The organism is Mesorhizobium sp. M2A.F.Ca.ET.043.02.1.1, from assembly GCF_003952405.1.
Taxonomy (GTDB): domain Bacteria; phylum Pseudomonadota; class Alphaproteobacteria; order Rhizobiales; family Rhizobiaceae; genus Mesorhizobium.
Genome location: NZ_CP034445.1, coordinates 4,707,911 through 4,732,240, shown reverse-complemented (window position 1 = coordinate 4,732,240; position 24,330 = coordinate 4,707,911). Strand labels below are relative to the sequence as shown.

General features: G+C 64.3%; 25 protein-coding genes. 22 read left to right on the top strand and 3 right to left on the bottom strand.

All coding sequences use genetic code 11. The annotated features are described in order from the left end of the window. Window positions 1-79: 79 nt before the first annotated feature. The 9 genes from EJ068_RS22470 to EJ068_RS22430 all read left to right on the top strand — a co-directional run bounded on the left by EJ068_RS22470 (window position 80) and on the right by EJ068_RS22430 (window position 9,284). The gene (locus tag EJ068_RS22470) at window positions 80-1,186 is read left to right on the top strand and encodes an SDR family NAD(P)-dependent oxidoreductase (RefSeq protein WP_127251288.1); all 1,107 of its coding nucleotides are present in this window, start codon (window positions 80-82) and stop codon (window positions 1,184-1,186) included. Next, on the top strand, window positions 1,183-2,256 hold the full coding sequence (locus EJ068_RS22465) for an NAD-dependent epimerase/dehydratase family protein (RefSeq protein WP_127251287.1): 1,074 nt from the start codon (window positions 1,183-1,185) through the stop codon (window positions 2,254-2,256). Before EJ068_RS22470 ends, EJ068_RS22465 begins: the two co-directional genes overlap by 4 nt. After that, a complete protein-coding gene (locus EJ068_RS22460; RefSeq protein WP_127251286.1) occupies window positions 2,253-3,545 on the top strand; it encodes a TIGR04295 family B12-binding domain-containing radical SAM protein in 1,293 nt (430 codons plus the stop codon). Before EJ068_RS22465 ends, EJ068_RS22460 begins: the two co-directional genes overlap by 4 nt. After that, on the top strand, window positions 3,530-4,630 hold the full coding sequence (locus tag EJ068_RS22455) for a glycosyltransferase family 4 protein (RefSeq protein WP_127251285.1): 1,101 nt from the start codon (window positions 3,530-3,532) through the stop codon (window positions 4,628-4,630). Before EJ068_RS22460 ends, EJ068_RS22455 begins: the two co-directional genes overlap by 16 nt. Window positions 4,631-4,632: 2 nt before the next feature. Continuing rightward, the gene (locus EJ068_RS22450) at window positions 4,633-5,763 is read left to right on the top strand and encodes a glycosyltransferase (RefSeq protein WP_127385965.1); all 1,131 of its coding nucleotides are present in this window, start codon (window positions 4,633-4,635) and stop codon (window positions 5,761-5,763) included. Then, window positions 5,760-6,854 (top strand): glycosyltransferase, encoded by a 1,095-nt coding sequence (locus EJ068_RS22445; protein WP_127251284.1) that lies wholly within the window; start codon window positions 5,760-5,762, stop codon window positions 6,852-6,854. Before EJ068_RS22450 ends, EJ068_RS22445 begins: the two co-directional genes overlap by 4 nt. Beyond that, window positions 6,851-7,960 (top strand): glycosyltransferase, encoded by a 1,110-nt coding sequence (locus EJ068_RS22440; protein WP_127251283.1) that lies wholly within the window; start codon window positions 6,851-6,853, stop codon window positions 7,958-7,960. Before EJ068_RS22445 ends, EJ068_RS22440 begins: the two co-directional genes overlap by 4 nt. Window positions 7,961-7,983: 23 nt before the next feature. Continuing rightward, a complete protein-coding gene (locus tag EJ068_RS22435; protein WP_127251293.1) occupies window positions 7,984-9,018 on the top strand; it encodes a UDP-glucuronic acid decarboxylase family protein in 1,035 nt (344 codons plus the stop codon). 80 nt (window positions 9,019-9,098) lie between these two features. Then, window positions 9,099-9,284: a hypothetical protein gene (locus tag EJ068_RS22430; RefSeq protein WP_127251282.1), complete on the top strand. Its 186-nt coding sequence runs from the start codon at window positions 9,099-9,101 to the stop codon at window positions 9,282-9,284. A 17-nt stretch (window positions 9,285-9,301) separates the two neighbouring features. Here the strand turns inward: EJ068_RS22430 and EJ068_RS22425 are convergent, their stop codons facing one another. Further along, window positions 9,302-11,035 carry a hypothetical protein gene (locus EJ068_RS22425; protein WP_127251281.1) on the bottom strand — a complete coding sequence of 578 codons (1,734 nt, stop codon included), beginning with the start codon at window positions 11,033-11,035 and terminating at the stop codon, window positions 9,302-9,304. 154 nt (window positions 11,036-11,189) lie between these two features. Between EJ068_RS22425 and EJ068_RS22420 the strand changes: the two genes are divergently transcribed. The 11 genes from EJ068_RS22420 (at window position 11,190) to EJ068_RS32740 (ending at window position 20,383) form a co-directional block, all read left to right on the top strand. Beyond that, window positions 11,190-12,293, top strand: a complete 1,104-nt coding sequence (locus EJ068_RS22420) for an inositol-3-phosphate synthase (protein ID WP_127251280.1) — start codon at window positions 11,190-11,192, stop codon at window positions 12,291-12,293. Further along, window positions 12,290-12,886 (top strand): histidine phosphatase family protein, encoded by a 597-nt coding sequence (locus tag EJ068_RS22415; RefSeq protein ID WP_126079201.1) that lies wholly within the window; start codon window positions 12,290-12,292, stop codon window positions 12,884-12,886. The genes EJ068_RS22420 and EJ068_RS22415 overlap by 4 nt, the downstream gene beginning before the upstream one ends. A gap of 15 nt (window positions 12,887-12,901) precedes the next feature. Next, the gene (locus tag EJ068_RS22410; RefSeq protein ID WP_127251279.1) at window positions 12,902-14,002 is read left to right on the top strand and encodes a glycosyltransferase; all 1,101 of its coding nucleotides are present in this window, start codon (window positions 12,902-12,904) and stop codon (window positions 14,000-14,002) included. Further along, window positions 14,002-14,805 (top strand): sugar phosphate nucleotidyltransferase, encoded by an 804-nt coding sequence (locus EJ068_RS22405; protein WP_127251278.1) that lies wholly within the window; start codon window positions 14,002-14,004, stop codon window positions 14,803-14,805. Before EJ068_RS22410 ends, EJ068_RS22405 begins: the two co-directional genes overlap by 1 nt. A gap of 2 nt (window positions 14,806-14,807) precedes the next feature. After that, window positions 14,808-15,569 carry a TIGR04290 family methyltransferase gene (locus tag EJ068_RS22400; protein WP_127251277.1) on the top strand — a complete coding sequence of 254 codons (762 nt, stop codon included), beginning with the start codon at window positions 14,808-14,810 and terminating at the stop codon, window positions 15,567-15,569. Continuing rightward, window positions 15,562-16,497 (top strand): beta-xylosidase, encoded by a 936-nt coding sequence (locus EJ068_RS22395; protein WP_127251276.1) that lies wholly within the window; start codon window positions 15,562-15,564, stop codon window positions 16,495-16,497. Before EJ068_RS22400 ends, EJ068_RS22395 begins: the two co-directional genes overlap by 8 nt. 15 nt (window positions 16,498-16,512) lie before the next feature. Further along, window positions 16,513-17,574, top strand: a complete 1,062-nt coding sequence (locus EJ068_RS22390) for a glycosyltransferase family 4 protein (RefSeq protein WP_127251275.1) — start codon at window positions 16,513-16,515, stop codon at window positions 17,572-17,574. Then, entirely contained in the window at window positions 17,574-18,566 is a 993-nt protein-coding gene (locus tag EJ068_RS22385) for a GNAT family N-acetyltransferase (protein WP_127251274.1), read from the top strand. Before EJ068_RS22390 ends, EJ068_RS22385 begins: the two co-directional genes overlap by 1 nt. Further along, a complete protein-coding gene (locus tag EJ068_RS22380) occupies window positions 18,563-19,477 on the top strand; it encodes a class I SAM-dependent methyltransferase (protein ID WP_245463189.1) in 915 nt (304 codons plus the stop codon). Before EJ068_RS22385 ends, EJ068_RS22380 begins: the two co-directional genes overlap by 4 nt. 59 nt (window positions 19,478-19,536) lie before the next feature. Beyond that, window positions 19,537-19,755 (top strand): hypothetical protein, encoded by a 219-nt coding sequence (locus tag EJ068_RS22375; RefSeq protein WP_042647226.1) that lies wholly within the window; start codon window positions 19,537-19,539, stop codon window positions 19,753-19,755. Between the two features lie 460 nt (window positions 19,756-20,215). Further along, window positions 20,216-20,383: a hypothetical protein gene (locus EJ068_RS32740; protein ID WP_189342007.1), complete on the top strand. Its 168-nt coding sequence runs from the start codon at window positions 20,216-20,218 to the stop codon at window positions 20,381-20,383. Window positions 20,384-20,390: 7 nt separating this feature from the next. On the opposite strand, the gene EJ068_RS22370 is transcribed toward EJ068_RS32740, so the two are convergent. After that, complete coding sequence (locus EJ068_RS22370) at window positions 20,391-20,951, bottom strand: sigma-70 family RNA polymerase sigma factor (protein ID WP_127251273.1); 561 nt, start codon at window positions 20,949-20,951, stop codon at window positions 20,391-20,393. A 354-nt stretch (window positions 20,952-21,305) separates the two neighbouring features. Then, window positions 21,306-22,142 carry a universal stress protein gene (locus tag EJ068_RS22365; RefSeq protein ID WP_127251272.1) on the bottom strand — a complete coding sequence of 279 codons (837 nt, stop codon included), beginning with the start codon at window positions 22,140-22,142 and terminating at the stop codon, window positions 21,306-21,308. Between the two features lie 159 nt (window positions 22,143-22,301). Between EJ068_RS22365 and EJ068_RS22360 the strand changes: the two genes are divergently transcribed. After that, window positions 22,302-22,700 carry a c-type cytochrome gene (locus EJ068_RS22360; RefSeq protein WP_127251271.1) on the top strand — a complete coding sequence of 133 codons (399 nt, stop codon included), beginning with the start codon at window positions 22,302-22,304 and terminating at the stop codon, window positions 22,698-22,700. A 68-nt stretch (window positions 22,701-22,768) separates the two neighbouring features. Further along, a complete protein-coding gene (locus EJ068_RS22355) occupies window positions 22,769-24,328 on the top strand; it encodes a bifunctional aminoglycoside phosphotransferase/ATP-binding protein (RefSeq protein WP_127251270.1) in 1,560 nt (519 codons plus the stop codon). Window positions 24,329-24,330: the final 2 nt, after the last annotated feature.

The following is a 24,330-nucleotide window of genomic DNA, read 5'->3' as shown; positions in this document are numbered from 1 at the left end:
GGGAACTTTGTTGATGCAGGGAACAAACCTTTTACCGCGCAGTTCGGGGCGCCGAAGCAAAATCCGCAAGGGAGTCATCGTGAAACGAGTATTGGTTACGGGAGGTTGCGGCTTCATCGGCCGCCACGTCGCCCAGGAGCTCGCCGACCATGGTTATCGCGTGCGCCTGCTCGATGCGCTTGTCGACCAGGTGCACGGTGCCGAAGCCATCAACCTTCCCACCGGAGCCGAGCTGATCAAGGGCGACGTGCGCGATCGCGATGCGGTCGCCGAGGCCGTTTCGGATATCGACGCGGTCATCCACCTGGCGGCCGAGGTCGGCGTCGGCCAATCCATGTACGAGATCGCCCGCTATGTCGGCACCAACGACCTCGGCACGGCGGTGCTGCTCGAGGCACTCATCAAGCATCCGGTCGAACGGATCGTCGTGGCATCCTCCATGAGCATCTATGGCGAAGGCCTCTACCGGACTGCGGACGGCGAGCGGATCGATAATGCCCGACGCAAGCACGCTGACATCAAGGACGGCCTGTGGGATCTCAGATCGGCATCGGGCGAGGCCCTGTCGCCGATTCCCACCGACGAGGAGAAGCGGCCGGATCTCGCCTCGATCTACGCGCTGACCAAATACGCGCAGGAGCGCGCGGTGCTGATCTTCGGCCAGGCCTATGGCATCGATGCGGTGGCGCTGCGCCTCTTCAACGTCTTCGGCGCCGGACAGGCGCTTTCCAATCCCTATACCGGTGTTCTCGCCAACTTCGCCTCGCGTCTCGCCAACGGCAAGCGGCCGACGATCTTCGAGGACGGCGAGCAGAAGCGCGACTTCGTGCATGTGCGCGACGTCGCCACCGCTTTCCGGCTTGCTCTGGAACAGCGCCAGGCCGCCGGCCATGCCATCAATATCGGCAGCGGCCACGCTTATTCGATCAGCGACGTAGCCCGCCTGCTTGCCAGGGCGATGGGTATTCCCAAGCGCCCGCCCGAAATTCTCGGCAAGGCGCGTTCCGGCGACATCCGCAACTGCTTCGCCGACATTGCCAAGGCGCGCGAGCTGCTCGGCTTCGAGCCGAAGCATCGACTGGAAAATTCGCTCGGCGAATTCGCCGCCTGGGTTCGCAACAGCGTCGTCATCGACCGGGGCGCCGACATGCGGCGCGAGCTGGAAGAGCGGGGATTGGTCTCATGACCCAGACGCACCGCCACGCCCGACAGGCGCCCGTGGCCGTTATCGGCGGCAGCGGCTTCATCGGCTCCAATCTCGCCGACAGCCTGCTCTCCGACGGGGAAACAGTGCTGGTCGTCGACAATCTCAGCCGTCCAGGCGTCGAGCAGAATCTCGATTGGCTGGCGCAAAAGCATGGCGAGCAGCTGACCGTCGAAATCGTCGACATTCGCGATCTGAGCGCGTTGGCCACCGCACTGGCGCCGGCCAAAGCGATTTTCCATCTGGCCGCTCAAACAGCAGTGACGACCAGCCTGAGCGATCCCGCTGAAGACTTCGACATCAATCTCAAAGGGACGTTCAACGTTCTGGAAGTCGCCCGCGGCGCCGGAGCTCCCGTGGTCTTCGCCAGCACCAACAAAGTCTATGGCAGCCTGCCCCAGATCGCGGTTCGGCAAGCCGACGATCGCTATGAACCGCTCGACGAGGAGGTGCGTACGAGCGGCGTCGCTGAGAAGGTGGGCCTTGATTTCTGCACGCCCTATGGCTGCTCGAAGGGCGCGGCGGATCAGTATGTACTCGACTATTCCAAGTCCTATGGCTTGCCGACGGCGGTGCTGCGTATGAGCTGCATCTACGGGCCGCGCCAGTTCGGCACCGAGGACCAGGGCTGGGTCGCGCATTTTCTTCTCAGCGCCCTGTCCGGCCAGCCGATCACCATTTACGGCGACGGCAGGCAGGTGCGCGACATCCTGCATGTGTCCGATGCGGTTGCCGCCTATCGCGGCCTGTTGGCCAGGATCGAGGACCTGAAGGGCCAGGCGTTCAATCTGGGCGGCGGCCCGCGCAATGCGGTCAGCCTGCGCGTGCTGCTGGCGGAGATCGCCGACATGACCGGCAGCGACATCACGATCCGCCACGACCACGAGCGCACCGGCGATCAGCCCTTCTTCGTCGCCGACACGCGCAAGCTGCAAGCCGCGATCGGCTGGCAGGCGCATGTCCCATGGCACGAAGGCATCTGCGATCTTGCCAGCTGGCTGCTGCGGCATCGGCTCCAATCTCGCCCCGAAGCCACGAGGTACGTCGCATGAAAGTCGCCTTGGTCAATCCGTTCTGGACGTATGAGCACAGCATCTATTTCGGCTGCCGCCAGCCGCATCTGCCGCTGGAGCTCGGCTATTCGAAGGCAATGCTGGAAGCCGACGGGCACGACGTCCTGATGCTGGACGGCTTGCTGCAGGGGCTCGACAACGCAGCCCTTGCCGAGCGCGTGGCGTCATTCGCGCCGGACATGACGGTGGTAACCACCGCGCCGACCTATCTGTTCTGGCGCTGCGCGCCCCCGGAACTGCGTGTTCCCGGTGAATTCCTCAACCATCTGGCCGGACGCGGCGGACGCACCGTGGCGGTCGGACCGCACGGCTCGGCGACGCCTGCGCCGACCTTGCGCAAGCTCGGCGTCGATCTCGTCGTGCGCGGCGAATGCGAGGAGATCGTGGCGGAGCTCGCGCGGCAAAGCGACTGGAGCAAGGTCGCGCATACGGCCCGCCTCCAGGGCGAGGGTCTCGCCTGCTATGGCGGCGTTCATGCCAGTTCATTCATCGATCATCCGGCGCTCAGCTGGCCGTCCGACTGGATCGCGGCGCATAGCCACCACCACCATAGGTTCGATACCGTCCAGAAGGGCGCCGGCGCCGAGGTGGAGGCGTCGCGCGGCTGCCCTTACAATTGCAGCTTCTGCGCCAAGATCGATTTTCGCGATGCCTATAGGCGCAGGAAGCACGATGCGATCGTTGCCGAGATCGACGGGCTGATCGCGCAAGGCGTCGGCTACATCTATTTCATCGACGAGATTTTCCTGCCGCAGAAAGCGCTGCTGGAGGCGCTGGTCGATCGCGACGTTCAATTCGGCGTCCAGACGCGCATCGATCTGTGGAAGCCGGAACTGCTCGAGCTGCTCGGCGCGGCAGGCTGCGTCTCGATCGAAGCAGGCCTTGAAAGCCTGACCGTCGAGGGCCGCGCGATGCTTGCCAAGCGCTGCCGCCTCGACACTGAGGACCTCGCAGCGCTTCTCATCGACGCCCGCCGCAACGTGCCTTTCGTCCAGGCCAATCTGATCGGCGTGGTCGAGGACGACCCGGCGCTGGTGGACTATTGGCGCAAGCACCTCATCGATCACGGCGTCTGGGCGAACGAGCCCGTGCCTCTCTACCCCTATCCGAGCTCGCCCAGCTATCGCGAACTCTGGGGCGAACCCGACGACCTCGCCTGGGAGCGCGCGCATGAGCACTACCTCGCCTCCTTCCGCTCGTTCAGCGACATCCAGGACCAGCGCCCGCATGCGCTGGCTGAGTTGGAGTCCTCATGCTGCAATCACTGATCCATCGTCCGCGGCGCATCCTGATGACGACCGACGCCGTCGGCGGGGTGTGGCGCTATTGCCTCGACCTGGCTCGCGAGCTGGCAGCCGGCGGCGACAGCATCGTGCTTGCCGGGCTGGGGCCCGAGCCTTCTCCGGAGCAGGCGCGTGAGGCGCAGTCTTTCGCCACGCTGGTTTGGCTGAAAAGCCCGCCGGACTGGATGACGCGCGATGAAAAAGATCTCGACCGCTTGCCGGGCGAATTGCGAAGCCTTGCCAAGACCTATGCGATCGATCTCGTCCATCTCAATGCGCCGGCGCAAGCCGCCGGACTTGATCTGACATGTCCCATCGTCGCGGTCTCGCATTCATGCGTGGCCACCTGGCTGCACGCGGTGCGTGGGCAGGCGCCGGCGGACGCCTGGTCCTGGCAGCGAGATCGCAACAGGGCCGGATTCGATCGCGCCGACACCGTTGTCGCTCCGAGCCGAAGCCATGCCGAGATGCTCCAAGCCTGCTACGGCGCGATCGCAGGCTTGGGCGTCGTCCATAATGGCGCCCTGCCCGGTCCGAGGCCGGGACGCCGCGAGCCTTTCGTCTTTGCCGCCGCGCGCTGGTGGGACGAGGGCAAGGATGCGGCATCGCTCGACGCCGCCGCCGCGCTCTGCGCCTGGCCCGTTCAGGCCGCCGGTCCGCTCGCCGGCCCCGACGGACAGCGCGCCCGTTTCGACCACTGCGTCTCTCTCGGTTCAATCGACCACCGCGAGGTTCGGCGCCGCATGAGGCGGGCCGGCATCTTCGTGTCAACTTCCATCTACGAGCCCTTCGGGCTGGCCGCCCTGGAGGCAGCGCTCTCGGCCACGCCGCTGGTGCTCGCCGATATCGCGACCTACCGCGAGATCTGGAATGGCGCGGCCATGTTCTTCAACCCGCGTGATCCACATGCACTGGCCGGCTGCATCGAGAGCCTGTCCCGTGACGAAAGCTTGCGGCGCAAGCTCGGCAGGAGCGCCGCGCGGCAGGCACGCAAATTCTCGCTGGGCAAGCAGGTGAGGATGATGCGCGACATCTACAATCGGGCGGCGCTGACCGCAGCGGGGCGTTGACCATGCGTTTTCTGTTCTACACCCATTCGGCGGTTTCCGACTGGAACCACGGCAACGCGCACTTCCAGCGCGGCATCATGCGCGAGCTTGTGGCGCGCGGCCATGAGGTGATCGCGCTGGAGCCCGCCGACGGCTGGAGCCGATCGAACCTGCTCGCCGAGCAAGGCCCTTTCGCCGTCGAGCGCTTCCGCAAGGATTTTCCGGAATTGATGGCGGTGACCTACGACGCGGGTTTCCAGCATGAGTCCTGGCTCGCCGACGCAGATATCGTCATCGTTCATGAATGGACTGACCCTGAGCTCGTCGCTCGCATCGGCCGCATTCGGGGCCGGGGTGGCGATTTCACGCTGCTGTTCCATGACACCCATCATCGCGCCGTATCGGCGACGCAGGCGATCGCGGTGCTTCAGCTCGAGCATTATGACGGGGTTCTGGTCTTCGGCGAGGTGCTGCGGGAGAGCTATCTTCGTGCCGGCTGGGGCAGACGGGTCTTCACCTGGCATGAGGCGGCGGACGAACGGCTATTCAAGCCGCTGCCCGAGATCGACCGTGAGTCTGATCTCGTCTGGATCGGCAATTGGGGCGACGACGAACGCAGCGCCGAGATCGGCGAGTTCCTGATCGAGCCGGCGCACGCCCTCGCGCTGTCGGGAACCGTGCACGGCGTGCGCTATCCGCCGGATGCGCTGACGGCCCTCGCGGATACCGGCTTGCGCTATGAAGGCTGGATCGCCAATGCCGACGTGCCGAAGGCCTTCGCCCGGCATCGCATCACCATGCACATCCCACGCCGGCCCTACCGGGAGAGCCTGCCGGGCATTCCCACCATTCGCATGTTCGAGGCGCTGGCCTGCGGCATTCCGCTTGTGTCTGCGCCATGGTCGGATGTCGAAGGCCTGTTCCGCTCCGGAACGGATTTCCTCTTCGCCCGAAACGGCGCCGAGATGACAGGTCATCTCCGCAACGTGCTGAACGACCGCCAGCTTGCGCAAGCGCTGGCCGCATCGGGCCTGGAGACAATCCTGGCGCGGCACACATGCCGGCATCGCGCCGACGAGCTGTTTGACATCCTCGCCGCATGCGGCAATCGCGCGGCGGCTGAAATCAAGCCTGCAACGGAGGCCGCCGCATGAAGATTGCCTTTTACGGATCGAGCCTTCTGTCATCCTACTGGAACGGCGCCGCCACCTATTACCGCGGCCTGCTCAAGGCGCTGTCGCAGCGCGGCTATGACATCGTCTTCTATGAGCCCGACGTCTACGACCGGCAGAAGCATCGCGACATCGAGGCTCCGGACTGGTGCAGCGTCGTGGTCTACGAGCCGACCCCGCACGCCCTGATGCAGGTCGCTTCGCGCGCCGCGCAGGCAGACATCGTGGTCAAGGCAAGCGGCGTCGGCTTCGAAGACGATGCGCTGCTGCAGGCGGTTCTCGACAACGCCCGCCCGGACGCGCTGACCGTCTTCTGGGATGTCGACGCGCCGGCGACCCTGAGCGAGTTGCGCAACGACGCCGACCACCCGTTGCATGAGGCACTGAAGAGGATCGGCATCGTGCTGACTTATGGCGGCGGCGACCCGGTGGTCTGGGATTATCGTGCGCTCGGCGCCGCGGAATGCGTGCCGATCTACAACGCACTCGATCCTGAGACGCATCATCCGGTCGCCGCAAATCCGCGCTTTGCCTGCGACCTGGCCTTCCTCGGCAACCGGCTGCCGGATCGCGAGGCGCGCGTCGACGCCTTCTTCCTCGACCCGGCCCGCAGGCTCGGCGGCCAGCGCTTCCTGCTTGGCGGCTCCGGCTGGGACGACAAGCCGCTGCCGGCGAACGTTTCATGGCTGGGGCATGTCAGCACCAGCGATCACAACGCCTTCAACGTCACGCCGAAGGCCGTGCTCAACATCAGCCGCGACAGCATGGCGGCCAACGGGTTTTCGCCCGCGACCCGTGTCTTCGAGGCGGCGGGGGCCGGCGCGTGCCTCCTGACCGACGCCTGGCTTGGCATCGAGTTGTTCCTGACCCCCGGCGAAGAGATCCTGGTCGCCCGCGACGGCGCCGATGTCGCCGAGATCATGCGCACCCTGACGCCGCAGCGGGCGAAGGCGATCGGCGCGGCAGCGCTGCGGCGCGTTCTGGCCGAGCATACCTACACGCTGAGGGCTCGGCTGGTGGACGACATCTTCAAGGCGCATTTCGAGCGCCGCGCAATGGAGGCTGCGGAATGACGAAACCGCTCGACATCGTTTTCCTTGGGCTCTCCCTGTCTTCGTCCTGGGGCAACGGCCATGCGACGACTTTCCGCGGATTGCTGCGTGCGCTCAACGAACTCGGCCATCGCGTCAGCTTCCTCGAACGCGACGTCTCCTGGTACGCGCATCATCGGGACCTGCGCGATCCCGATTTCTGCGACTTGCGCTACTACGAGACAGTCTCGGAGCTGCGCCGAAACCACCGGCGGGACCTGCAGCGCGCCGATGCAGTGGTGATAGGCTCCTTCGTGCCGGAAGGCAGGGTGATCATCGACGATCTTGCTTCGCTCTGCACGGGGCAGTTCTGCTTTTACGACATCGACACACCGGTGACGCTGGCGCGGGTTGCCGATGACGATTGCGACTATCTTGCCCGCAGGCAGATTCCCTATTTCGACGTCTACTTCTCCTTCACCGGCGGACCGACGCTGGAGCGGCTGGAGTCCGAGTTCGGCGCGCGCCGGGCGGAGGCGCTCTACTGCTCCGTCGATCCAACGCGGCATCGTCGCACCAGACACGCCATCGAATGGGACCTTGGCTATCTTGGCACTTATAGCGCCGACCGGCAGCCCTCATTGGAAGCGCTGCTTTTGGAGCCTGCGCGACGCCTGCCCGACCGCCGCTTCGTCGTCGCCGGCTCGCAATATCCCTCTGACATCGCTTGGCCGGACAATGTCGAGCGGATCGAGCACCTGCCGCCTTCTGGACATGCCGCCTTCTACAGCCGCCAGCGCTATACGCTGAACCTTACGCGAGCGTCGATGATCGCGGCCGGATGGTCGCCCAGCGTGCGGCTTTTCGAGGCCGCAGCCTGCGGCACTCCCATCATAAGCGACCGCTGGCCCGGGCTCGACGATTTCTTCCCGGGACCGGCGATCGAGACGGCAGCCTTTGCCGCAAATGTCGAGGAGATCCTCAGCGCCAAATCCGAGCGGGCAAGGCTCGACATGGCCAGACTGGCGCGCGAGGCGGTGCTTTCAAGACATACCGCCATGGCAAGGGCACGTGAATTCGTTTCGGCGCTGACGCCGTCGGTGGGGACGCGTCCGGCGGTCGATCTGGACGTCGAAAGTGCGGCATGAACGGCAGACAGGAGACCATCGATATGCGGCGATCAAAAAGGGCTGAACAAAGAAGGACCGCGCTTGTTGCCGGCGGTGCCGGTTTCCTCGGTTCGCATTTATGCGAGGCGCTGCTGCGTGACGGCTATCGCGTGATCTGCGTCGACAATTTCCTCACCGGCAGAATGGAGAATATCAGCTCGTTGGTTGGCCAGGCGCGCTTTCGGCTGATCGAGCAGGACGTTTGCGCCCCGCTGGACCTCGGTGAACCTGTCGATCGCGTTTTCAATCTGGCCTGCGCGGCCTCGCCGCCTCGCTATCAGGCCGACCCGATCCATACGACGCGCACCTGTGTGATCGGGACCCTCAATCTTCTGGAACTCGCCGCCAGCAACGGCGCACGCTTCCTGCAGGCATCGACCAGCGAAGTCTATGGCGATCCGGAACAGCATCCGCAGCGTGAGGACTATGTCGGCCACGTCAACTGCACCGGACCGCGGGCCTGCTACGACGAGGGCAAGCGCGCCGCCGAAACACTCTGCTTCGATTATCTGCGCGCGGAGATGGCGGATATTCGGGTCGCGCGCATCTTCAACACCTATGGGCCGAGGATGGACCCCGCCGACGGCCGTATCGTTTCCAATCTGGTCATGCAGGCGATCGAGAAGCGGCCGCTGACGATCTTCGGCGATGGCCGGCAGACCCGCTCCTTCTGCTATGTCACCGATCTGGTCGAGGGTTTGCGCCGGCTGATGGATGTCGATCCCAATCCGCGCCAACCGGTCAATCTCGGCAATCCCGGGGAGTTTTCGATCCTCGAACTGGCAAGACTGGTACGCGAGCTGACCGGCACCAGATCGCCGGTGAAGTTCCTGCCTCTGCCTGAGGACGACCCGCGCCGCCGGCGCCCCGACATAGGCCGCGCAAAGGCGCTTCTCGGCTGGTCGCCCGAGGTGCCTCTCAGGCAAGGCCTGCTGCAGACGATCGTCCACTTTTCAGGGATGGACGAGCTGGCGATCGCGCCGGTCGCTGCAATCGACAGGGCGGGTGGGGGGAAGCTGCAGAACCTGCAGCTCTGAAGCAGCGGCATCTTTTCACCGGGGCGGAACAACCACCCGACATCGCGGTTGGGCATGACAACCGCGATGGAGGACGAGCTGTGAAGCCGAAGCGATCAGTCAACGACATCGACAAGATGGCGGCGGCGGAAACCGCCGCGTTCCTGCGAAGAGCTTCCATCACCTATCTCGAGTGTTGCGTCAGCCTGATGATGACGCATCTGCGACGGGAAGAAGTGGCAAGCATACTGGAGCAGGAAGCCGATATGCTGCGCAGGCTCGACTGACCCAGCGGGCTTGGCTTTCAACAGACCAGAAGCCGGACAAGTCCGGCTTTGTAACGTTCGACTGCGCGCGTCGACCGCATCCGCTCTTCCTCGTCAGTCGACTGCCCTGCAATCGTCCAGAGGCCAAGCTGAAACGCGAGATAGCAGGGCTCCAAATAGTCGACCAAAGCTCTGTCGATCGATGTCGCCTGCTCGATGCAGCCCACCAGCGTCGAAAGCTCGGCGGCCGACAGGTCGTGTTCGACCCGTGCGCCGGCAACGTCCCATTCTATCCCCTGGCAGCCGATAAGATCGTGCGATCGGCAATGGTCGATAGTGTCCGTCTTGAGCAGGGTTCCGTCCGGACGAACCAGAAACTCCCAAGCATGCAGCCGTCCGTCGATCTCGACCCGGCGCGTTGGACCTGGTGACGGCTGGCGGGCAAACCAGCTCTGCAAGGCGTGCGCCAGTTTCTCCCCCAGCGCTTCCTCGCAGTTTTGCACCGCCATGCGCGCGAGCTGGTCCAGCGACGCGCCTGTCTCGTCGGTCTGTAGGCTGGCGGTGCGCCAGCCGAGGTAACGCCCAAGCCATTCGATCAGCAGATCCCTTGCCAGCGCTGCCCGGTCCAGCCTGTCGGCATCGATCCAGCCCTCGACCAGGAAACCGTGGCAGAGTCCGGCAGGCTGAGCGCCAAAGCCCGCTTCGTGCAGTGCCTTGGCCGTACGCAGCTTGCGCCGTCCTGTCTCGCCAAGACCTGCGAACTTGACCAGCCAACGCTCGCCGCCAGACGTGGCCATGAATTTGCGTCGCTCGAACGCCGGGAATGCAGGCGGCCAGGCGCCGGTCGGCACAGAAAGATAGTCGCGCCATGCGCCGCCGGAGATTTCCTGAAGCTCAACATCGGCCTTGCCGAGCAGATGTCCTAGCCAGTCCCGCAGCCCGGGGGCAACCGCGCCGTCAAAGACATCTTCAAAGCCCGCGACATGGCTTTGGCACTGCGACAAGGCGGCGACGGTCGCGGCATCAGCCTGCGCGCCGGGCCCGCCGCGATGGCTCGGGAACAGATGAATGCGCTCCTGGTCGATGCCCTGCCGGCGCAGCCAGACAATGACAGCATGAAAGGAGCTGCCGGAGAGGCCCGGACCTTCATCGACAATGGCAAATTCGGCTCGCGGTCTGTCGCGCCAAGAGCCGAGGAGTTCGGGCGCCGCGCTTATGTGCCGGCAAAACGGATGGCCGATCGGCCGCACGCTGATTGGCGGCGGCGCATGCAGCGCGGCGGCGACCATCGCCGCGAGGCCAAGCCCGATGCTGCGGATGCCGATGACGCAGGTGTTTGCGTCGAGGCCGGACTGCAGTGCCCCAAGCAGATAGGTTTCCGGGTAGAGGGCGTACAGCGCATAGCCTTCAGCCGGACCGGTGGTTATTGCGCTGCCGCAGTCGATGGCGGCAAGCTTTGCAAGCAGCGATGCATCGAGCGATCCTTTTCGGGCAAATCCCTGCTGCCAGGACCGCAGCACTTCCCGCGACAGCTCGACGAGGATTTCCGACCCCAGCTTCTGCCTCGACGAACTGCCGTCGGCGCCTCTGGTGTCGAATTCCGCATCGGCAAGGCCCTGGAAGAGTTCAGAGGCAGTGACGAAAAGATCGACCAGAGCGGCATGACGTTCGATGCCGGCAAGCAGATCGCCAATCGCTTCAGCCTCGGCCAGGACAGCCTTCCTGAGCTGCTCTGCGCTATGCGTTCGCTTGTGGTCGCCGAAGACGATCATACGGCTCCTGCCTGCTGTCTGGTCGCCAACGCGAAGCGGAGCCTCTTTGATCCGCAATCAGGCTCGGCAATTTTTCGCGGCGCGAAGGAACATTCGCGGCCGCTCCCGGTTCGGCGCCGAGGAACTTACCTCCAACCAAAGAGGCCGTGGTTTCGTGACATCGAAGAAAGTTCGTATCGGCATCGTCGGCGTAGGCAATTGCGCATCATCGCTTGTGCAAGGTCTCTCCTACTATCGCCACGCCAACGGCAATGAGCCGATCCCCGGACTGATGCATGCCGATCTCGGCGGCTACCATGTTGACGATGTCGAGGTGGTCTGCGCCTTCGATGTTGCGGAAAACAAGGTTGGGCGCGATGTGGCGGAAGCGATCTACACCGCGCCCAACAACACCTTCCGTTTCGCCGATGTTGCTCCAATCGGAGTTCGCGTGGATCGCGGCCCAACGCTCGACGGCATCGGCAAATATCTACGCGATGAGATCGAAGAGTCAGATGAACCGGTCGCAGACGTAACCGCACGGCTCAAGGAAAGCGCGACCGAGGTGCTCATATGCTATCTTCCGGTGGGCTCCGAAGCCGCTGCACACTTCTACGCAGAATGCGCGCTCGATGCTGGCTGCGCCTTCGTCAATTGCATCCCTGTCTTCATCGCTTCGCGGCCGGAATGGCGCCAACGCTTCGAGGAGCGCGGCCTTCCCCTGCTCGGCGATGACATCAAGAGCCAGGTCGGCGCAACCATCGTGCACCGGCTGCTCGCCAATCTGTTCCGCGAGCGCGGCGTGCGCATCGATCGCACCTATCAGCTCAACTTCGGCGGCAACACCGATTTCCTTAATATGCTCGAGCGCGAGCGGCTGGAATCGAAGAAGATTTCGAAGACGCAGTCCGTCACCAGCCAGATCGACGTTCCGCTCGAAGCCGGCAACATCCATGTCGGACCCAGCGACCATGTCCCGTGGCTGACCGATCGCAAATGGGCCTATATCCGCGTCGAAGGCACCACTTTCGGCGGCGTGCCGCTCAATGCCGAGCTGAAGCTGGAGGTTTGGGATTCGCCCAATTCGGCTGGCGTCGTCATCGACGCCGTCCGCTGCGCTAAGCTTGCCCTCGACCGCGGTATTGCCGGCGCGCTCACGGGCCCCAGCAGCTACTTCATGAAGTCGCCGCCGGAGCAGTTCACCGACGCAGAGGCGCGCCTGCGCACGCTCGCCTTCATCGCCGGCAATGACGAGCCGATGCTGGACGCTGCCGAATGACCACCACCTTCTTTCTCATCCGCCACGCGGCGCATGATCATGTCGGCTCGTACCTGGCCGGGCGGCTCGAAGGCGTTCGCCTGGGCGAAGCCGGCCAGGCGCAAGCGCTGCATCTCGCGCGGCGGATGGCGCGGGAGCCGCTCGCCGCGATCTTGAGCAGTCCGCGCGAACGGACGCTGGAAACAGCGAAGCCGATCGCCATCGCTTGCGAGATCGAGAAGATCGCGATCTGCAAGGAACTCGACGAGATCGACTTCGGCGAGTGGTCCGGCAAGACCTTCGAGGAACTGAACGGCGACGCAAGCTGGCGGCTTTGGAACGACCAGCGCCAGAGCGCCCGCACGCCGAGCGGCGAGACCATGCTGGACGTGCAGCACAGGATGATCGGCCTGATGGACGCGCTGCGCGAGAATGGACAAGGTCAGTGCATCGCACTTGTCAGCCATGCCGATGTCATCAAGGCGGCTGTCTGCGCGATCCTCGGCCTGCCGCTCGGCGATTGCTTCCGCTTCGACATCGCGCCGGCCTCCATCACTACGGTCGTCCACGGCGACTGGGGGTCCAAGCTGGTCCGTTTGAATGAAATCGCCTGACGGGAGCGGCAACCGATGCGCATGGTCATTTTCGGCCTCACCGTCACATCCTCGTGGGGCAACGGACACGCCACGCTCTGGCGCGGACTGATTGGCGCGCTGGCGCCGCTTGGCTGGTCGATCAGCTTCTTCGAGCGCGATACGCCCTACTATGCCGGCGCCAGGGACATCGACCGGCTCAATGGCGGGAATATCGTTCTCTACGCAGACTGGGAGGACATCCGCCAGGAGGCCGAGACCGCGATACGGGAAGCCGACGCCGTCATCGTCACCTCCTATTGTCCCGATGCCGTCGAGGCCTCGCGGATCGCGAACGACAGCTGCCGCAGCCTGAAGGTGTTTTACGATCTCGATACACCGGTGACGCTGGCGAGCATAGAGCGAGGTGACTACCCGGCCTATTTCGAGCCGAAGGGATTGCGCGATTTCGACCTGGTCCTGAGCTACACGGGAGGGCCGGCGATCGACACACTGAAGAGCATACTTGGCGCACGTCATGTCCTGCCGCTCTACGGCCATGTCGATCCTGACCGGCACCGGCCGGCGCAGCCAAGGCCCGAGTTCGCATGCGACCTGTCCTATCTCGGCACCTATGCCGAGGACCGGCAGGCGGCCGTGGAAAGGCTGCTCGTCGCTCCAGCGGCCCGACTGCCGAACCGCCGTTTCGTCATAGGCGGGGCGCAGTACCCGCAGGACTTCCCCTGGAGCAGCAACATCTATTTCGTCAGGCACCTGCCGCCGGCCGATCACCCGGCCTTCTTTTCCTCCTCGCGCCTGACGCTGAATGTCACCCGCGAGGCAATGGCGCGACAGGGCTGGTGCCCGTCAGGCCGTCTGTTCGAGGCGGCGGCGTGCGGCGCCGCGATCATCTCCGACGACTGGGCCGGCCTCGACAGCTTCTTCACGCCCGGCAGCGAGATTCTGTTGGCGCACAGCACCGGCGACGTCGTTGCCGCGCTTGACCTGTCGGAGAACGAGATCGCGACTCTCGGCCGCCGCGCCCGGGAGCGCGTTCTCGACGAGCATACGTCCGCGCATCGCGCCGCCGAACTCGACCGCATCCTGAACGACGCTTTTTCGTCCATGTCGAAGGGCACAATGGAGGAAGCTGTCTGATGTTTGGCATCGTGCCTGCCGCCGGCCGCGGCAGCCGCATTCAGCCGCTGGGTTTCTCCAAGGAGCTGCTGCCGGTCGGCAGCCGCCTGGACGGCCAGACCGAACGCCCTTGCGCGGTGAGCGAATATCTGGTGCGGCGCATGGTGCGCAACGGCGTCGACCGCATCTGCTTCATCATCGGTTCCGGCAAGTCGGACATCCTCGAATATTACGCCGCCGGCTATGGCGACGCCGCGGCGATCTTCGTGGCGCAGCCGTCTCCGGTTGGCCTTTGCGACGCGATCTTCCGCGCCGCACCGCTCGTGACACCGGACGAAACGGTCCTGATCGGCCTGCCTGACACGATCTGGTTCCCTGAAGACGGCTTCTGCCGTCTGGCCGACGACCGGCTGTCCTTCCTGATGTTTCCGGTCGATCGCCCGGAACTGTTCGACGCCGTCGTCCTCGATGGGAACGGGCGGGTCGAGCAGATCCAGGTCAAGCAAGCTGACGCCGCGACAAACTGGGTCTGGGGCGCCTTCAAGATGCCGGGCCGTGTCTTCCATCAACTGGCGGCCCTGTGGCGCCAGCGCGACGGCGTCGACGAGTATTTCGGCACGCTGGTCAACGCCTATCTCGCCGGCGGAGGCGAAGCTTACGGCGTCAAGGCGGGGACGGCCTATGTCGATGTCGGTACCTTCAACGGCTATCGCACGGCGCTCAGGCTGCTCGAAAGCAACGACGCCATCGATGACGGACCCCTGCCGACATTCGCATCGCAGGACCGCTCGCCAATGCCAACCGTTCCAGGCGAAGGAGCTTAGCCATGCTGCATTCCAGCACGGAGATACGCCGCCGCATCGACGCATTGGGGCCGTGGTTCCACAATATGGAGCTCGCGGGCGTGGAGACCGCTCCCGATCATTTCCTCGGCAACTACCCGCTGATCAAATGGCGCAAATTCGCGGATGCCATTCCGACTGATCTTTCGGGCAAGTCGGTGCTCGATATCGGCTGCAACGCAGGCTTCTACTCGATCGAAATGAAGAAACGCGGTGCCGATCGCGTGCTTGGGATAGACTTCGACCAAGCCTATCTCGCCCAGGCGCGTTTCGCCGCCGAGATCGCCGACTGCAACATCGAGTTCCGGGAACTGTCGGTCTACGACGTCGCCTCGCTCGGCGAGCGCTTCGACATCGTGCTGTTCATGGGCGTGCTTTACCACCTGCGCCACCCGTTGCTGGCGCTCGACCTGATCCGCGCGCATGTCGCGAACGACCTGATGATCTTCCAGTCGATGCAGCGGGGCAGCAACGAAGTCCTGCCGCTCGAACAGAACTACCATTTCTGGACACGCGACCTCTTCGATCGGCCCGAGTTTCCGAAGCTGCACTTCATCGAGCATCGCTATGCGGACGACCCGACCAACTGGTGGATTCCGAACCGCGCCTGCACCGAAGCGATGCTGCGCAGCGCCGGTTTCGAGATCCTGCTCCACCCGGAAGACGAGGTCTATTTCTGCCGCGCGTCCGGTGAACCGGCCGGCAGCGCCGCCGTCTATCCTTCGAAAGGAGAGACCCATGATTGAAGCCGCCATGATCTGGAACGAGCCCAACAACAAATCGCACTGGGATCCGGAGCTCGACCCCGACTGGAGCCGTTTTGCCACAATGGCGACCCTGGCGGCTGATGCGATCGGCCGGGAAAATCCTGCCATCACAAAGGTGCTGGGCGGCATTTCGCCGATCGATGCCGGGTTCATGACGCGCATGAAGGAGTTCGGCGTGCTCGACCATGTCGATGCGGTCGCCGTGCATGGCTTCCCGCTCGACTGGAACCTCTGGCAAATCCACGAGTGGCCCCACAAGCTCGGAGAGATCGCGACGGTCGCGGACATTCCCGTGTGGGTCAGCGAAGTCGGTGTGTCGACCTTCGGCGCCGAGGAGGTGCAAGTCTGGGGCTTGCGCCGGACAGCGGAGCTTTTGCTCGGACTTGCGCCACGCGTTCAGTGGTACAGCCTCTATGATCTGCCGCGCTCCTGGGAAGCGACGACGCGCCATCGGGAGGCGGAAGGCTCGTCCTATTACAGGCACTTCTACATGGGCCTGCTTCGCGAGGACGGCACGCCCAAGCCGGCGCTCGAGGAATTCGTGCGCCACACTCCGCAAATGGGCCTGGTGCAGTGGTTCCATTACGAGGACCCTCGGCTGGACGACGCTGTTGCCTGGATGGAACGTCTGGGTGTCACCCACCTGCGCACCGGCCTGTCCTGGGCCGACAGTTTTCGGCCGAATGCGCTGGACTGGTTCGACCGCCAGATGGAAGCGCTTGCCGACTTCAACGTCACCGTCACCTTCTGCTTCACGCCGGAGCATCGCGGTCTTCAACCTCATCACACCAGCCCGCCCCAGATTCCCGAGGAATTCTCCGAGTTCTGCGCGGCGATGATCCGCCGCTACGCTCCGGCGATCGGCGACAACATGGCGACGACGCAGCGCGTGCCGGCGGCATGGTGAAGCCCCAGATCAACGATGACACTGACTGTCCTCAACGTCGCCTACCCTCTCGCGCCCGTCGGGCCGGATGCGGTCGGCGGGGCCGAGCAGGTGCTTTCGGCGCTGGATCGTGCGCTGGTCGAGAAAGGCCACCGTTCGGTTGTCGTCGCCTGCCAAGGGTCAAGCACAGCCGGCGTCCTGGTGGAAACACCAGCCGAGGCGGGTGTGCTCGATGAGGCGGCGAAGGACCGTGCTCATCAAGCGCATCGCGACGCGATAGCCGCCGCCCGCGCGTGCTGGCCAATTGACGTCGTTCACCTCCACGGGATTGACTTCGACGCCTATCTGCCTTCCGACGGCCCAACCCTGGTGACGTTGCACCTGCCGCTCGGCTGGTACCCGCCCGAGGTGCTGGCGCCGTCACGCGAGGACCTGTGGCTGCATGCAGTCTCGCAGGCGCAGCACAGGACGGCGCCGGCGGGATCGAGACTTGCGAAGCCTATTCCAAACGGTGTTGATATCGAAGCGCTGAACGAGCCCCGGTCGCGGCGCAATTTCGCGCTGGTGCTCAGCCGCATCTGTCCCGAAAAGGGCATCCATCTCGCATTGGAGGCAGCCAAGCGCGCCGGCATGTCCTTAGCGATCGCCGGCCAGGTCTATCCCTACGAGACCCATCTGCGCTATTTCGCCGACGAGGTCCGCCCCCGGCTCGATCGCCAGCGGCGTTTCCTCGGGCCACTCGGCTTCTGTGCCAAGCGGCGGCTGCTCAACACCGCACGCTGCCTGGTCATTCCCAGCCTTGCCCCCGAAACAAGCTCGCTTGTCGCGATGGAGGCGCTTGCCTGCGGCACGCCGGTCGTCGCTTTCCCGAACGGCGCCCTTCCCGATGTCGTCCAGCACGGCAGGACCGGTTTCCTCGTCAATGACGTCGAGGAGATGGCGAAGGCCATTATCGCTTCCGGAGCCCAGGACCACGAGGCATGCCGTGCCGAGGCGCGTCGCCGCTTCTCGCTTGAGCGCATGATCCCGTCCTACATGGATGCTTACGAAGCGCTGGCGAAGCTTGGCACCCGTCGCGCCCTGCTGGGAACCGGCTGATGGGCGGTCTGTGCACCGAGATCATTCGTGACGCGAGAGCATTCGAGGACCTGGAGCCGCATTGGTGGCGGCTCTGGCGGCGGACCATCTCGGCCACGCCGTTCCAGTCTCCTGCCTGGCTCATTCCGTGGTGGCGGACATTCGCGCCCGGCGACCTTGCGGCCATTGCCGTGTGGAGTGGAGACGCCCTCGCTGGTCTGGCGCCGCTCTATGTCGAAAGGCATGATCGCGGTCAGCGCCTGCTGCCCATCGGCATTTCTCTAAGCGACTACCTCGACATCTTGTGCGTGCCGGAACTGGAAGCGAAGGCTGGCGCCGCCATCGCCGGCGCGGTGCTCTCGCTCGAATGGTCGCAATGGATCCTGCCCGACCTCCCGGCTGATGCCATGTCGCTGAGGCTTGAGCTGCCGAATGCGCAAGAGTGCCGGTCGATGGCGCACGCCGCCTGTCCCGTGCTGCCGCTCGATGGCGATCGAACCCTGGCCTACTCGGTTCCGGCGAGACGAAGGCGACAGTTGCGCCGCGCCGAGCGAGCTGCCCGGCGAAGGGGGGCCGTTGTCGTCAGCCGCGGCGAGTCCGATCCGCAGATATTTCTCGACAGGCTGATCCGGCTGCATGGCGCGCGCTGGGCCGGTCATGGCGGGGGCGTGCTATCCGCCGCGGCTGTGGAATTCCACCGCAGGGCCCTGCCGCGGCTTGCCGATAGCGGCCTGACGCGATGCCTGACGATCGAGATCGGCGACGCCGTCGTCGGTGCCTATTACGGATTTCATCACCGCGGCCGGGCCTATGCCTATCTCGGCGGTTTCGATCCAGCCTATTCCGAGGAAAGCCCCGGCGCGATCCTGATCGGCCATGCCATCGCGGAAGCCGCCAACGAAGGCGCGCGCGAGTTCGATTTCCTGCGCGGCCGTGAAGGCTACAAATATGGCTGGGGCGCGAACGATCGCTGGACAGCGCAAAAGATGTGGACGCGGGGCGCGCCGCCGTGACCCCCGCGAGGCAAACCGGCGCGATCGCCAGGCGCCTGCTGGAGGACTACATGGCGGACGGCCTTTCGGTCGACAACGCGCTGGCCAGACTGGCCGTCTGTGTCGACAAGACGACCAGCGCGGCGCAACTGGCGGATGTCGCCCTGGACATGCGCCCGAGCCATGTCCCCCGGCGACGCTGGCTGGAAGGCATCGCCACGATGCTGCGTGACAAGGCCGACGCCTTCGACTCCGTCCGCAGGGTCGCTGCCTGCGTGTCGCATGACCCTGCCAACGGCGAAACGGCCGCCATGACCGTCGAGCGGCTGGCCGGCGGATTCGATCGGGCGGCCGCCATATCTCCGGCCGCCAGCGTGCAGCTGTCGTCGCTGGGCGATGAGGACAGGCTCTCGGCCACAACCGGCGAGATTGCCTTGTGGCTGGAACGACAAGGCATGCTCGGCAGCCGCAACCGCATATTGGACATCGGCTGCGGCATCGGGCGCCTCGAACATGCGCTTGGCGCCATGGCAGGACGTATCGTCGGCATCGATATCTCGCCTCGGATGATCGCCATCGCGCGCCGGCGATGCGCCGGCGTCGCCAATGTGGAATTCCGCCTGACCTCGGGCTTGGATCTCGGTGACTTTGCCGATCAAAGCTTCGACTGCGTGCTGGCTCTCGACAGTTTTCCGTACCTGGTGCTTGCCGGTGTTGCCGAGCGGCATTTCGGCGAGATCGCGCGCGTGCTGCGGCCAGGAGGAATGGCGGCAATCCTCAACTATTCCTATCGGGCGTCGCCGGACATCGATTCCCGCGATATCGACCGTCTTGCCCGTGCATATGGCATGGACGTCTTGGTCGATGGCGAAATGCCTTTCGGCAGTTGGGACGGCGCGGTCTTCCTTATCCGCTGTGGCGGCGGAACATAACGCGCGGGCGGCAGTTCGGTCGCCGAACAGTTTCTCGCGGGCAGCCCAGGAGAAGAACAATGGCAACCGGCGGTAAGAAGCATATGGGCCGCGGCAGCCAGGGCAAGGGCTCCGGAACCGGAGCGAAGACGACGCTCGCAAAGGACATGGTCGGCGAGAACGAGGTCCTGTCCAACCGGGACAAGAAGCAGCATACGGAGCAACGCGGCCTCGACGGCAACCGGATCAAATCCGATCAGTACCAGGACCACGCGGCGAACCGTCTGCCTAAGGAATGAGTGCATGCTCACGGATCGCCTTTTGCCCCGAAATCCGAAGACTGCGATCCCGAAATCCTTGCGTCGAGCGTCTTGCAAAGGCCGGTCGGGTATGCCTCAGTGAGATCTGAAGGGGCCTCTATTGTTAAGAGAATGCGATGTCTCGCCGGAGCCAGCGCGATCTATGCGCCCAGGCAATCCAGAGCTTGGACCAGGAGATCGCGTCCCTGTTGACCGCCATCGAGCGGGAGAAGGTCCCTGACCGGCTGACCAGGCTTGCACTCGAACTGCAGAACGCGCTGATCGAAAAAGCGCAAAGGCGATGTGACGGCTGAGCGCGGTTGAAGACGACGCGGCAAGGATGCGGCATTCCTCCGAGACCGGGCCGAAGGGCATTGGCAGTGCCTGCTGTCGCAATGCCAGCATGATCGGTGGAACATTAACATAAGTGAATCGTCGTTGCCGGTTAGGAGTCATCCCGATGGCGCAGGATGGCAGAACTCCGGAAGTGGACGAACTCGTTCGGCGGCTGGTCGCAACGACGGGCATCACCGAAACGCAGGCGCTTGACCTTATTTCGCTGCTCGGCCTGAATTGGGCCTCGTTGATGAGAGAGGCGAAAGTCCTGAAATCAACTCAGCGCCGGTAGGCTGGCTTTAGCGTCTTGCGCCTTCAGTATCCCAATGGTCGTCCGAAAATTGACGTCGTCGCTCGATCAGCGCCTGCGGCGAGCTTTCCCCGAGGAACTCCAGAACACCGGCACGGGCACGATTGAGACGGCTTTTGACGGTGCCGACAGCGCAACCGCATATCTCAGCGGTTTCTTCGTAGCTTACGCCCAGCACGCCGATCAGCACCAGAACCTCACGCTGATGGGACGGCAGCTGCTGAATGGCTCGATGCACTTCCTTGCTTTGAACCGACCAATCCTGCGACGGCTCCGAGATCGGCCGGCTGGAGGCGCAGTCAAGCAGCCCGGGCGCCTCCCTGGCCGCTGCCTTGACACGCGTGTAATGCGTGTTGCGCATGATCGTGAAGAGCCAGGACTTCAGCCGCGTGCCCGGCTCGAACTTGTCCAGGTTGGCAAGCCCCTTGGTCAGTGTCTCCTGCACGAGATCGTCGGCGTCGTCGGGCACCCGACAGAACGTTCGTGCAAAAGCCCGCAGGGCAGGAATAAGATCGACGACGGAGACCTCACCGGCGTCAGGGTTCGACAAATTATGCTCTCTGGGTAACAATTTTCCGGGCCCAGCAAACAGGAGTGAATGAGATGCGGACTAGGGAGAATGCCTGAGAAAAAGGAACGTTCCTGTTTTCCGTCGCTCGGCCGAAAACTTTTGGCCAAGGGGCTCCCGGGAGCAGCACCGCAATGGGGCGGTCACTCGACATGCGCGCCACACGGACGGCAATGACATCTTTCGACAGTTGAAAGGCAAAGCTGAGCGCCTTGTCCGCGCCTGTTCCACTGCTGGGTCACGACGAGAACGATAGGCGGTTGAATGTTGCCGAGATTGAGCTTTCCGGGCTCGCGCAGACCAGCCTCGAGATCTGGCCTTTCGGCGAATGCGCCTTCAGCGCGCCATAAGAACCGTCAGCCCCGGATCCTCGATCATGGACTTGGTCACGCCGCCGAATATCCGCTCGCGCAGCCGGGAGTGGCCGTAAGCTCCCATGACCACGAGCTCGGCGCCAGTGTCGGTGGCATGCTGGCGAAGAACGGCGGCGACAGAGTGGCCCGAACTCGGCAGGCGATCGACCGCGACCTTCGCGCCATGCCGGGAGAGATAGGCCGCCAGATCCGCTCCCGGCTCCGCGCCATGATGCCGTTCGTCTTCGATCGGATCGATCATGGCGATGCGGACCTCGTCGGCGGACGACAAGATATCGAGCGCCTCCCGCACGGCGCGCGAGGCTTCCAGACTGGCGTCCCAGGCGACAAGGACGCGTTTCGGTTTCAATGTCGCGCGCGCTCCCTGAGGGACCAGCAGGATAGGCTTCCCGGACGAGAACAGGCTGCCCGCAAGGACCTTATCCTTAAGCAAGCCGCTTGCGAGCATCTCCGGTCCGACGATGGTCAGGTCGGCATAGCGGGCCCGCCGACCGATGATCTCATCCGTCCAGGACTGCTCCGGGTATTCGCTGCCGAGGTCGGCCGATACGGGGCCTTCCGACAGCATCCTGGATACCGCCGAGCTGCGCTTCTCCTGGGTTTCCATTTCGGCTTCGCGCTCTGCGAGCCAGGCCGGCGAGATCACCGCTGCGTATTCTCCGCCAGACGGAGGCGCCGCAATGACCACGACGAGCACGGAAAGATGCGCGTCGATTTCCTCGCACAGACCGGCGGCGAGCCTCAAATCACCGTCTCCGTAGTCGGGCCCGGTAACCGTGAGCAATGTCTTGAATGGCATGGGGGCCGCTCCTTGTTCGAGAACACGGAATGCAGCCTTAGCGAGCCGGTTGGGATCCTTCCTTGCGCTGAATCAAATCGTCCCTCGCAAGATTGATCCCGGTCAACGTGCGTGCGCGTCGCATGGTTTAGCCTGACACCGATGGCTGGAGGCAGATCAATGAGATTCCGGACGACGATTGGTCTTTTCGCGCTGACGCTGAGCGCCGCGGCGGCGCAGCAGATGAGCAATGGACAGCAGGAATATCTGAATTCCTGCGCGGTCTGCCACGGCGTGGAAGGCAAGGGCGACGGGCCCTTGGCCGATGAGCTGCGCAAGCGCCCCGCCGATCTGACGACGCTGACGAAGCGCAATGGCGGGGAATTTCCCTACTGGCGGGTCTACGCCACGATCGACGGTCGCGGTCTCGTCCCGGCGCATGGTGAGCGCGACATGCCGGTTTGGGGCAACCAGTTCCTGCCTGACGACGTGAAGAAGTACGGTCCCTATGGTGGAGAGGCCGTGACCACGGAACGCATCCATAACCTCGCCGGTTACGTCCAGACGCTTCAGCGTTAGCGACTCCCGCGAGACCTCGGCCGGCGAGGCCGAATGAGGATGCAATCAAAGGCCAAGGACATGCCCCAATGATCACCGAGAACCAGGATGTCGTGGTCGAGATGCTGAAGAACCCTGCCAGCCATGGCGAGGTTGGTCCGGTCGAGACGATCGAAACACATATTTCCCGGATCTTCCTCGTCGGGCGGCGCGCATTCAAGATGAAGCGGGCGGTCAAGCTGCCCTATGTCGACTTCTCGACGCCGGCGTTGCGGCTCGCCGCGTGCGAGAGGGAAGTGGAGCTGAACTCCATAACAGCGCCCGGCCTCTATCTCGATGTCCACCGCGTCACGCGCGCGGGCGACCGGCTTGCCCTGGACGAGCCGGGAGAACTGGTCGACGCCGTCATCGAGATGGTCCGCTTCGACCAGTCCAAGCTCCTGGATCGCATGGCCGCGGCGGGGGAACTGACACCCGCGCTGATGACAGGCGTGGCCCGCATGATCGCGCACTATCACCGCGGCGCCGAAGTGGTCCATGCCGGCAGCGGGTCGGCGAATATCGGCGGCGTCCTGGAAATCAATTCGGCCGGATTTGCGACAAGCCATGTGTTCGACCGAAAGGAGATCGAAACGCTCAACGCGGCGTTTCGCGACGCCCTTTCCCGCCATGCCAGCCTGCTCAACCGGCGCGAGGCGGCAGGTCGGGTCCGCCGCTGCCATGGCGACCTGCATCTGCGCAACATCTGCGTCTTCGATGGCGAGCCTCGCCTGTTCGACTGCATCGAGTTCAATGATCAGATCGCCACCGTCGATGTCCTCTACGATCTCGCATTCCTGCTGATGGATCTGTGGCATCGCGGTTTTCCGCAATTCGCCAATCTGGTGATGAACCGCTATCTCGACGATGCCGATGACGAAGACGGCTTCGTTCTCCTGCCTTTCCTCATGGCGGTGCGGGCGGCGGTGCGCGCGCACGTGACCGCGACGCAGGTCGAGGAAGCCAGCCAGGATTCGACAAAGCTGATTGCCGAAGCGCGATCCTATTTCCACCTCGCGCAAACCCTGCTTGCCGAAACGCCGCCTCGGCTCGTCGCAATCGGCGGCTTGAGCGGCTCGGGCAAGACGACGGTCGCCGAGGCGCTCGCCGCTCAGATCGGCGCGCCCCCCGGCGCCCGGATCGTCGAGAGCGACCGCATCCGCAAGGCCATGCATGGCGTGGCGGCCGAAACGCGGCTGCCGGCCAAGGCCTACCGGCCCGGCGTATCGGAACGCGTCTATCGCCAGATAGCCTGGCTGGCGGAGCTTATCCTTGCCGAAGGCGGCTGCGTCGTCGCCGACGCGGTCTTCGACAGACCGGAGGATCGCGACAGGATCGAGCGCGCAGCGACCGGGACAAACGTCCCGTTCGCGGGATTTTGGCTGGCGGCAGATCCGTCGGTGCTTTGGCGCCGGGTCAGCGAGCGCAAGGGCAGCCCCTCCGATGCCACGATCGACATCGTTTCGCGGCAATTGCAGCGCGATGCCGGTCCGATGACCTGGCGCAAGATCGAGGCCGACCGCAAAGTGGCCGACATCACGGCCGAGATGGTGGCCTCGGTCGAGGGCGCCGTTTCATCCGCGGCCGGCTTCAGGAAGACCGGATCATAAAG